The organism is Neobacillus drentensis (assembly GCF_036966985.1).
Classification (GTDB): Bacteria; Bacillota; Bacilli; order Bacillales; family Cytobacillaceae; genus Neobacillus; species Neobacillus drentensis_E.
The window spans coordinates 1-9530 of record NZ_JBALSN010000303.1; the positions used below are offsets into that span (position 1 = coordinate 1).

At 36.6% G+C, this 9530-nt stretch carries 11 protein-coding genes and 1 tRNA gene; 5 read left to right on the forward strand and 7 right to left on the reverse strand.

Going from position 1 to position 9530, the window contains the following annotated elements:
* Positions 1–10 precede the first annotated feature (10 nt).
* From V7659_RS19535 to V7659_RS19545, 3 genes are all read right to left on the reverse strand, one after another.
* A complete protein-coding gene (locus tag V7659_RS19535) occupies positions 11–796 on the reverse strand; it encodes an alpha/beta fold hydrolase (protein ID WP_335541552.1) in 786 nt (261 codons plus the stop codon).
* A 21-nt stretch (positions 797–817) separates the two neighbouring features.
* The gene (locus tag V7659_RS19540; RefSeq protein WP_144548145.1) at positions 818–1066 is read right to left on the reverse strand and encodes a hypothetical protein; all 249 of its coding nucleotides are present in this window, start codon (positions 1064–1066) and stop codon (positions 818–820) included.
* Between the two features lie 116 nt (positions 1067–1182).
* Entirely contained in the window at positions 1183–1464 is a 282-nt protein-coding gene (locus tag V7659_RS19545) for a DUF1292 domain-containing protein (protein WP_144548146.1), read from the reverse strand.
* Positions 1465–1608: 144 nt separating this feature from the next.
* On the opposite strand from V7659_RS19545, the gene V7659_RS19550 reads away from it, so the two are divergent.
* A complete protein-coding gene (locus V7659_RS19550; RefSeq protein ID WP_335541556.1) occupies positions 1609–1908 on the forward strand; it encodes a hypothetical protein in 300 nt (99 codons plus the stop codon).
* 162 nt (positions 1909–2070) lie between these two features.
* Here the strand turns inward: V7659_RS19550 and V7659_RS19555 are convergent, their stop codons facing one another.
* Complete coding sequence (locus V7659_RS19555; protein ID WP_335541557.1) at positions 2071–2982, reverse strand: LCP family protein; 912 nt, start codon at positions 2980–2982, stop codon at positions 2071–2073.
* A gap of 202 nt (positions 2983–3184) precedes the next feature.
* Here V7659_RS19555 and V7659_RS19560 point away from each other — a divergent pair, with 202 nt between their 5' ends.
* The 4 genes from V7659_RS19560 (at position 3185) to V7659_RS19575 (ending at position 7001) form a co-directional block, all read left to right on the forward strand.
* Positions 3185–4681: a spore germination protein gene (locus V7659_RS19560; RefSeq protein WP_335541559.1), complete on the forward strand. Its 1497-nt coding sequence runs from the start codon at positions 3185–3187 to the stop codon at positions 4679–4681.
* A 25-nt stretch (positions 4682–4706) separates the two neighbouring features.
* Positions 4707–5786: a GerAB/ArcD/ProY family transporter gene (locus tag V7659_RS19565; protein ID WP_335541561.1), complete on the forward strand. Its 1080-nt coding sequence runs from the start codon at positions 4707–4709 to the stop codon at positions 5784–5786.
* A complete protein-coding gene (locus V7659_RS19570; protein ID WP_335541563.1) occupies positions 5779–6864 on the forward strand; it encodes a Ger(x)C family spore germination protein in 1086 nt (361 codons plus the stop codon). The genes V7659_RS19565 and V7659_RS19570 overlap by 8 nt, the downstream gene beginning before the upstream one ends.
* A gap of 51 nt (positions 6865–6915) precedes the next feature.
* Positions 6916–7001 (forward strand) — tRNA-OTHER (locus V7659_RS19575).
* 60 nt (positions 7002–7061) lie between these two features.
* On the opposite strand, the gene V7659_RS19580 is transcribed toward V7659_RS19575, so the two are convergent.
* The 3 genes from V7659_RS19580 to V7659_RS19590 are packed head-to-tail and all read right to left on the reverse strand — an operon-like array spanning position 7062 to position 9373.
* Positions 7062–8435, reverse strand: a complete 1374-nt coding sequence (locus tag V7659_RS19580) for a nucleoside recognition domain-containing protein (RefSeq protein WP_335541564.1) — start codon at positions 8433–8435, stop codon at positions 7062–7064.
* The gene (locus V7659_RS19585; RefSeq protein WP_335541566.1) at positions 8410–9129 is read right to left on the reverse strand and encodes a FeoB small GTPase domain-containing protein; all 720 of its coding nucleotides are present in this window, start codon (positions 9127–9129) and stop codon (positions 8410–8412) included. Before V7659_RS19585 ends, V7659_RS19580 begins: the two co-directional genes overlap by 26 nt.
* A complete protein-coding gene (locus V7659_RS19590) occupies positions 9122–9373 on the reverse strand; it encodes a FeoA family protein (protein ID WP_026567430.1) in 252 nt (83 codons plus the stop codon). Before V7659_RS19590 ends, V7659_RS19585 begins: the two co-directional genes overlap by 8 nt.
* Between the last annotated feature and the right edge of the window lie 157 nt (positions 9374–9530).

Here is a 9530-nt window from a genome sequence, read left to right on the forward strand (position 1 = left end):
ATCTTCCACCCTATAGATGAGCTAAAAACTCTTGTATCTCAGAAACAAGTTCCATGGGATTTTCAAACATACTCATATGGCCCGAATCTTTAATTATTGATTGCTTTATATTCGCTTTACTGACAGAAAATGTTTTTTCTGCTGGAATAATTTGATCCTGTTCACCTGCAACTAAAAGAATCGGCAATGTCGAGGATTCCAATAATCGATTCCGGTCTGGCCGGTCCTTCATCGCATTAAGTGCATCTATCGCACCTTCTGCTGAAGTAGTATAGCCAATTTCCATTGCAATACCAACATAATTCTCATCCTGATTTTCGGGTGAAAATAATTTTGGGACCAAGCCGTCTATAAGCGAGTAAATTCCTGACTTGTTTACCTTTTCAATATTTGCACTCCTGGCTTTTTTCGCTTCTTCCGAATCTGGAAAGGCTGTTGAATGAATAAGCGAATATCCGCTTAATTGACCACCGTACTTTTCTGCAAAAGCTAGCGTGATATATCCGCCTAACGAATGACCAAACATCGTGACTTCAGGTAAATTTAATGCATCTAAAAGATTTTTCACTTGATCAGCTAGATTTTCAATCGTACTGCTGCCTTGAAGAGGATCTGACTGACCATGTCCAGGAAGATCCAGTGCAATCACCCGGTAATCAGCTGACAATGTTGGGATCACAAACTCCCAATAGCTAGAACTCCCACAAAAACCATGCAGAAGCACGATTGGCTTCCCTTCTCCACTATCTATGTACGCCATCGATGAATCATTTGCTTTGAGTTTCTTAATTTCCATAGGCTTCACCCCAGAGTTTATTCAGCTAATTTGCTCTTCATTATGTTCATTACTTAATAATACTCTTTTATTAGGGATTAATGTTAAATTTGATTTTTTCAATAGATATTCTAGATGATCAATTGGCATAGAACCATGACCTTTACTATCTGCAAGTGTAAATTGAACAGTGACGCCATTATAACTCTTAACGGTAAAAGATTCAGCTGAATTGAAAAAACCTTTAATGCCTTGAGATATTTGATATTTTGTACCTTCTTCAATTAACATTACATTACTCCTTTATTGATGTTCTTCATAAGTAGTATGCCTAGAAAGGGTTTATACATACATATTTTTTCCAATTGAAATTTAGATAACAAAAAAGAGAGAGACTGAACTCTCTCTTACTCATCCATTCCCTCTTCTTCATCCATCATGGCATCAAACGCCTCAGAAACCTTATCAAATTCTTCATCACTCTCGATGGCGGCTAAATCACCTTCATCATCGACTTTCATAAAAAAGATATCAATATCTTCATCAGACTCCTGCCTAATTTCGTCTGCAAATCCGACAGCAACATAGTCTGTACCTTCAATAGTCATGACCCCAAGGACTTCAACTTCTTGTTCATCCCCGTTTTCATCTGTAATGGTAAAAATCTCTTGAACTTCAACTTTACTCATAATACGTTCCCCTTCTATTAAAAAGTATTTTCTTACCACAGTATCCCTTAAAAGATGGAGTTTCATTCGAAAACATGTATTTCCATTATATATTCGACAAAAATCTTATATAATTAGTACATAACGCTTGCTAAGGAGAGTCCAATGAATCCAAAACAATTAGAAGAAAAGATAATCGAAAACTATCGTGGCGAAGAGAAAATGATGATTCTCGTTTTTGCTCAATGGTGTGTGAATCATGACCTTGATCCAGAAGAATTATATTTACGAGCCTATCCGAATCAGGGTGCTAATCCTGCTTTAAGAGAGGCAATTGAGTTAACTGTACCCAAAGAAGAAGCTGGAGAAGTCAGTAATCAAACGTTGCTTGGTGTGTTAGCACTGTTTGGTAACGATGACCTTGCGTTTGTAGTTACAGAAGAGATCAACAAACTAAGGAAATAACGTTTTGTGCAATTTTTGAGTGGTTTTGTGCGGATTTCGGGTCATTTTGTACGAATTTATGAAGTTAAGGACAAATAACGATCAGTTTTGTACAATTAGGCGTTTTCTTCCAATTTTTCTAATAAAGCAGACATAGTTCACGAACTATGTCTGCTTTAATATTTAATAATGATAGTCCCTATTCACCGGTGATGGCTTCATTAAGAAATCCTTCAATGCCTCTCTATTTTCCTCCAAATTGATTTCTAGGACAGCACCTGCATGAGGATAGGTTTTGTTGACATAGCTATTTTGGACTGGAATACGTAAACTGTCGATATTTTTGATTGGATAAAAAACTAGTTTGGATAGTACTGCCAAAATCTCTCCTTTATCCATATCTGATTCCACATGATTTAAACTTTCCTCAACAAAATCCGGCAGAGCGGCTAACGACTCGATATGACTAAATTTATTTTTTAGCTGTTCCTTTACCTTGACGATGACTTCCTGTTGTCGTTTAACGCGGCCAAAATCACTTTCATCATCATGCCTAAATCGAACATATTTTAACAATTCTCTTCCTTTTAGCGCATTTTCTCCGGGCTTCACCTTCATATTGAAATCATCAATCATCTTTTGACTAACGTTCACAGTAATACCCTCTGGAGCAATCAAGTCAATAAAATTCGCAAACCCATCAAAATCTATAGAAATGGAATGATCCACTTTCATACCGAAATTTTGATAAATCGTCTTTTTTAATAATTCATTTCCACCGATAAAATAGGCCATATTGAGCTTGTCGTAGCCTTTTTTATGCCCGGGAATCTTGACATAACTATCTCTCATCAAGGAGATTAACTTGATATTACCTTCTTTAGGAACATATTGCGCAATAATGATGGCATCTGAAAAAGATTGGGGTTCACCTCTTGAATCACTACCTATTAAAAGAAAATTCATCATTCCTTTTTTATCTTTATGATTAGTATTGTCTTCATTTTGGGATGGTGAAGAGGGTTGAACTTGATCTTGATCACTTAAATTTCCAGCTGAACAGCCTCCTAATAAAATAGAAAATAAAATTATCATGAATATTCTCAAGCTTTTCACCAACTTTCAATAATATTCGTTTCAAGATAAAAGTTGCTACCCTGTTAATTTCTCATCTTTTGCTTTTGTTTATTCTTCCTTGCCATTATCTTTCCTTCCATAATCCTTATAATCACAGGATGATTTACATAAAATTTCCTTTTCTACACAAAATAAGAAAAAATTATTTTGAGGGATTTTCATGAAACCAAAGACAGATCTTCCCAGCAAAGAAGCATACTCACAAAACGATGTGGGTCATCATTGGCTCCAACGTTTATCAAAATCCAATGACTTTATACATGAGCACACTTCCATTAAAGAGGAGAATCCCTATTGGCTTTCTTACTATCGGACATTGATTTCATCTGACATCCTCCATCAGGATGTTTTGCCCTTTTTGCAGGAGCAGTTTTCATTAGTGGAATTAAAAAGCACAATCCCAGTACAAGAGATCATTTTTACAAAAGACTCTAAGGAAATAATCGAAAGCCTCATGCGGGGTTTCCTGGCAATTCAAAAGCATGAACAAGATGAAGAATGTTTATTAATTAATATTGCTAATAGTAAATTCCGAGATGTTAGTGTAGCAATGATGGAATCCTCGGCTGTTGGACCACAAGTGGGTTTTATCGAAGAATTAGACACCAATCTTAATCTTATTCGAAAACGATTACCTGTCCCTGAACTGCTTGTAATCGAAATGAAAGTTGGCGAACTTTCAAAAACAAATGTTGCCGTTATTTATATGGATGGGATTGCCGATCCGGAAAATGTGAACACGGTGGTTCAAAGAATAAAGGATGTTCAATATGATCATATCCAGGACAGTTCTTATCTCTCTTCAATGATTGAGGACAATTCGAATTCATTATTTCCTCAATCCATTTCAACTGAACGAGTAGATCGGGTTGCTGCTGGTTTAACCGAAGGCAAAATTATCATTGCAGTGGATGGGTCGCCAAATCTAGTCCTTGTTCCTGTTACCGTAATTGAATCGTTTATAGCGATGGAAGATTATAGTTATTCCTGGATTATTGGAAATTTCTTCCGATTGCTAAGGTTTGTTGCTTTTTACATTTCTGGGCTTGCTAGTCCAATGTATGTAGCGATCATGACCTATCATTATGAATTGATTCCTGCCCCATTGCTTGAAACTTTAGTTGGTTCTAGGATAACTGTACCCTTTCCACCTTTTTTAGAGGCTTTATTGTTAGAAATCATGATTGAAATGGTTAAAGAGGCAGGGATTCGTTTACCATTTAAAATCGGGCAATCTCTTGGGGTTGTTGGTGGGATTGTTATCGGACAGGCAGTGGTTGAAGCGGGGTTAACTAGTAATGTATTGCTTATTTTAGTAGGACTTGGTACCTTAGCTTCCTATACATCGCCGGTTTACAAATTTAGCAACACTGTTCGGTTTATTAAGTTTCCATTAATTATTCTTTCCCAATGGTTTGGATTGTTTGGGGTGTTTTTGGGAGTCCAATTTATAGTCCTGCATTTATTACGGTTAACTTCTCTCGGGCGTCCTTATTTAAGCCTTTACCCATTTCGCTCCACATCAGTTCAAGATCTATGGATTAGACTTCCTTTTTCCAAGCAGCTCGAAAACCCAACCTCCCTTCGACCACAAAAGAAAAGAAAAGCAACTGGGAATCGAGAAAATCCAGAACCAGTGAACGATTTTTATGAATAAATCGTAAAGGGGTATTCCATTGCAGGTGAATAAAAGACATCAAGTTTCTCCCTATTTAGTGTTCTTTATTGTCTACAGTTCTCAGGTTGGGATTGGGATTTTAGGATTCCAAAGAACCATTGCTGCGAAAGCAGGATATGATGCGTGGATGGGTGTACTTTTGGCAGGGTGTTTAGTTCAACTATTCATATGGATGATGTTTAAACTGCTCGAAAAAGCCGACGGAGATATCGTTGATGTCCATTCAAAAGTGTTTGGGAATATTCTTGGTAATTTTTTTAGTTTTATTATTATGATTTATTACTGGATGGCCAGTGTCTCGGTCTTACTTGGATTTATTGAGATTATTCAAGTATGGATGTTCCCTACTTTACCTTCATGGATTCTAAGTTCATTAATACTTGTATCCGTTTATTATTGTGTGTCTGGAGGATTTCGGGTGGTTGTTGGTGTTTCTTTAATGTCATTTATATTTCCACAAATCACCCTAATCGCCCTTTATATTTTTCCATTGAAAGTTGCTCATTTTACAAATTTACTGCCAATCATGAATCATTCTTTTTTAGATATGCTGGATGCAGTCAAAAGTTCTATGTATACGTTAGCAGGAACAGAAACGTTACTCATGTTCTATCCATTTATAAGAGATCCTAAATCGTCAAAAAAGTTCGCTCATTTAGGAGTTTTGTTTACTACCTTACTGTATACGCTTTCTGCGATTGTATCATTAACGTTTTATAGTGAGAGACAATTAAAAGAAACCATTTGGCCAGAATTAACTTTAATAAAAATTATCCGGCTATCTTATTTAGAACGCTTTGAATACATTTATATATCCATGTATTTAATTATTGTTACTGCATTGATCGCTCTTCTATTATGGTGTTCGACACGTGGTTTAAAGAGAACTTTTAAAAAGAAACAAAAGAACTTTTTAATCATTTTAAGCCTCCTTAGTGTGGTTATATCTCAATTTATAAACGAACAATGGAATGAAACACTGGATAAATACGTAACCCAAATGAATTTATGGATCTTTTATGGCTATATCCCAATCCTCCTAATAATTTTCACAATACTAAGAAGGAGAAAACAAAATGGCTAATCGAACCTTAATAGGAATAGGGGTTACTATTTTCTTATTATCCGGTTGTTCTTTGATCCCCACCAATATCGTCAATCAAATAAATATGGCGCAGGGGGTAGGATATGATTGGGCCGGAAAGAAAATGATAAAAGGATCCATTACCTATCCCATTTATAAAAAGGATCAGCCCTCTACTACTGAAGTCAAAATAACATTTGGTGAAACGAGTAAAGAAATTCGGAGCAACATTAATAATGAGTCACGGTATCCATTAGTCAGCGGGCAATTACGGGTTGCACTTTTTGGAAAATCACTAGCAAAAAAAGGGATTACTGATGTGGTTGACACCCTAAACCGTGACCCAGCCATAGGCAGTATTATTCAAATGGCTATCGTCGATGGGGATGCCAGTGAACTACTTAAAATAGAGAAATTCAAAAAAGAAAATGTTTCGTTGTTTGTACAAGAAATGCTGGATCAATCCATGAAATCAGATAATCTTCCTGAATCAAATTTACAAACATATTCATTTCAATTTAACCAAGATGGACAGGATCCCTACTTGCCATTAATCAAACAGATAGAAGATAATATTAAAATTATTGGCCTGGCGATATTAAAAGATGATCGATATGTCTTTCCTATTTTTATGGAGGATGCATTTACATTTAAATGTTTAGTGGATAAATATATACAAGGCTTACAGCGTTTCACATTAGAAAATGGTGAAAGGGTCGTTCTAGATAATCTTCATTCAAAAGCACACTATCAAGTAAACATAAAAAAAGGCCGACCGGAATTTACGATTAATCTTAAGTTGAAAACAAGGCTTCAAGAATTCACATCTCCAAAGAAAAAAAGGGTAGCATTGGATAAAAAAAAGCTCCAAAAAGAAATTGCCGAGCAATTAGAAGAGCACTCATTAAAACTCATCAAAAAGTTTCAAAAACATGGCGTGGACCCTTTAGGTCTAGGTGCAAAATATAGAGAACATGATCGCGGTTTTAATGAAAAAAAATGGAAGAAATTCTATCCAACAGCAAAAGTTCATGTACATGTAAAGGTAAATATTAAGCAAACTGGGACTGTAGATTAATTTTTAAAAATAAACCGGATATTTTTGAGGAACATGGTGAAAATAAAATCAGGGCTTGTAGCTCAAGGGGTAGAGCAACCTGTAGTCCTTCACGCTGACTATGGTGTGTCTTGTGGGTTCAAATCCCACCAAGCCCTTTCACTTAATAAATTTCAGCATTGCAAAGGGACTGACAAAAGTCAGCCCCTTTTTTAAGATTATAGTAAGCCAAAATATCTAACTGTTTGTGTGATAATGAGTGGAACAAGAATCGCAATAACAGTCGGAATCAAGAAGGCAAGAAATGTCCATTTCTTACTCTTCGTTTCTTTATAAATATTAAGCAAGGTCGTGCCGCATGGATAATGAAGCAACGAAAATAACATCATATTCAATGCTGTGAGCCACGTCCAACCGTGATCAATAAAGATTTTCTTCAAATCAACCATGCTATCAACTTCGGTTAAAGATCCAGTTGATAAATAACCCATCAAGAGAATTGGAAGGACAATTTCGTTTGCTGGTAACCCTAAAATAAACGCCATCATGATGTAACCGTCAAGACCTAGCATTTTACCAAATGGGTCCAAGAATTCAACCATATACATCAAAATACTTGTATCACCAATATAAATATTTGCGATTACCCAAGTTAAAATAGCTGCAGGTGCAGCAACTTTAACGGCGCGAACTAACACAGACCAGGACTTTGTTAAAGACGAGCGAATCACGGTATCAAATATCTTCGGTTTACGGTAAGGCGGTAGTTCTAATGTGTAATGAGTTGGTACTCCTTTAAGGGCTGTTTTCGAAAGAACCCAAGAAACAAAAAAGGTAACCACTATACCAAATAAAACAATTCCGACAACGACCCCTGTGGTAACAAGTGATGCTGCCCCACCTGTAAAATTGGCGGCCATGAATAATGATGCTAAAACAATTAAAGTTCCCCATCGGCCATTACATGGAACAAAGTTGTTTGTAAGGATGGCCAGCATCCGCTCTCTTGGTGATTCAATAATCCTTGTTGAAATAACTGCTGCCGCATTACAGCCAAATCCCATCGCCATTGTTAATGATTGCTTCCCATGGGCACCTACCCTTTTAAAGAGCCGATCCATGTTAAAGGCTACCCTTGGAAGATAACCATAATTTTCTAATAATGCAAATGTTGGAAAAAAGATCGCCATCGGCGGTAGCATAACGCTAATCACCCATGTTGTTCCTCGGTATAAACCGAGAACAAGGACTCCGTGCAACCAATCGGGTGCATGCAGGAAGGTAAAAAATGATGTAATATACCCCTCTAAGAATCCAAAAAACTCAGCTATCATGGAGGATGGGATATTTGCTCCAGCGATTGTTAAATAAAATAGAACTCCTAACATAGCAATCATGATGGGAAAACCAAAAATTGGTGAAGTAAAAACCGCATCCAGTTTTTCTGTTCGAGTATCCCTCTTTGATTTAGTATAGGTGATTCCTTCGCCACATAATTTATGACTGCGATCGTAAAGGTTTTGAACAATGTCATCTCTCAGCTTTGGTGTCGACAGCTCCTGAGCTTCAGCATAAAGCTTTTGAATACTCATTCTCTAAACCACCTCCTGCAACCAATCGGTTACTAATTTCATTCAGTAATGATTCATCTCCATCTAGCAATCTCAAAGAAACCCAACGAGAGGATAATTGATCTCCAACAAATTCACGTACTTTTGGTTCAATTTTTTTAATCTTAGCTTCGATCTCCGCAGGATAGGACACCTGAACCGGGTTGCATTCAATCACCCCTGTCACAATGCGATCAATGGTATCTAAGAGCATAGGGAATCCCTTTTTGTTCCTGGCAGAAATCTTGATGACGGGAACCCCCAACCGATTGGTCAACAATCGCTCATTAATCTGAATTCCTTGTTCTTCCGCTACATCAATTAAATTGATACAAATGACAACATTTGTTGTCATCTCTAATACCTGCAACGCTAGATTTAAATTACGCTCTAATGAAGTCGCATCTAATACCACAACCGTCACATCTGGTTTTTCAAAAACAATATAATTTCGAGCTACTTCTTCATCCGTTGAATTCGAGAAAAGTGAGTAGGTGCCAGGAAGGTCAATAAGATTAAACGTTTTATCTTTATGCTGAACAGTCCCGTGTGCAAGTGAAACGGTTTTTCCTGCCCAATTCCCTGTATGTTGTCTGAGGCCGGTTAAGGCATTGAACAAGGTACTTTTCCCAGTATTCGGATTTCCAGCTAAGGCAATTCGATATTCATTACTCATAAGACACCAGCTCCCCCTCTATTCTTGAACTTTCCTCTCTTCGTAGTGCGATCGTTGTTTGACTGACACGAAAAGCAATTGGATCTCCCAACGGACTTTTTCGGATCACCTCTACGAGCGCTCCATTCACAAATCCTAAATCTAATAATCTTCTTCTCATGACACCCTCTAGATTTATATCAGTTATTTTTATTAAATTTCCTTTTTGACCATTCACAAGTTTGATAATTTTAGGGTTATCCATCTCTCTTTCCCCACCTTCAAAGTTTTTACCGTGTGCAACTTTTCTTTAATTATATGTAAAAATTCTAAAAATGTCTCCTATTTAGCAAAAATAAATATTATTTAGATGTTGGAAACTAGACACTTATCCTAAAAATGGAAGAAAAACCATTTTTTAT

Coding starts and splice junctions, on each gene's coding strand:
- V7659_RS19545 (WP_144548146.1), bottom strand. CDS start 1,464: ATGAGTAAAGTTGAAGTTCAAGAGATTTTTACCATTACAGATGAAAAC.
- V7659_RS19535 (WP_335541552.1), bottom strand. CDS start 796: ATGGAAATTAAGAAACTCAAAGCAAATGATTCATCGATGGCGTACATA.
- V7659_RS19590 (WP_026567430.1), bottom strand. CDS start 9,373: ATGGATAACCCTAAAATTATCAAACTTGTGAATGGTCAAAAAGGAAAT.
- V7659_RS19580 (WP_335541564.1), bottom strand. CDS start 8,435: ATGAGTATTCAAAAGCTTTATGCTGAAGCTCAGGAGCTGTCGACACCA.
- V7659_RS19570 (WP_335541563.1), top strand. CDS start 5,779: ATGGCTAATCGAACCTTAATAGGAATAGGGGTTACTATTTTCTTATTA.
- V7659_RS19555 (WP_335541557.1), bottom strand. CDS start 2,982: ATGATAATTTTATTTTCTATTTTATTAGGAGGCTGTTCAGCTGGAAAT.
- V7659_RS19540 (WP_144548145.1), bottom strand. CDS start 1,066: ATGTTAATTGAAGAAGGTACAAAATATCAAATATCTCAAGGCATTAAA.
- V7659_RS19550 (WP_335541556.1), top strand. CDS start 1,609: ATGAATCCAAAACAATTAGAAGAAAAGATAATCGAAAACTATCGTGGC.
- V7659_RS19585 (WP_335541566.1), bottom strand. CDS start 9,129: ATGAGTAATGAATATCGAATTGCCTTAGCTGGAAATCCGAATACTGGG.
- V7659_RS19560 (WP_335541559.1), top strand. CDS start 3,185: ATGAAACCAAAGACAGATCTTCCCAGCAAAGAAGCATACTCACAAAAC.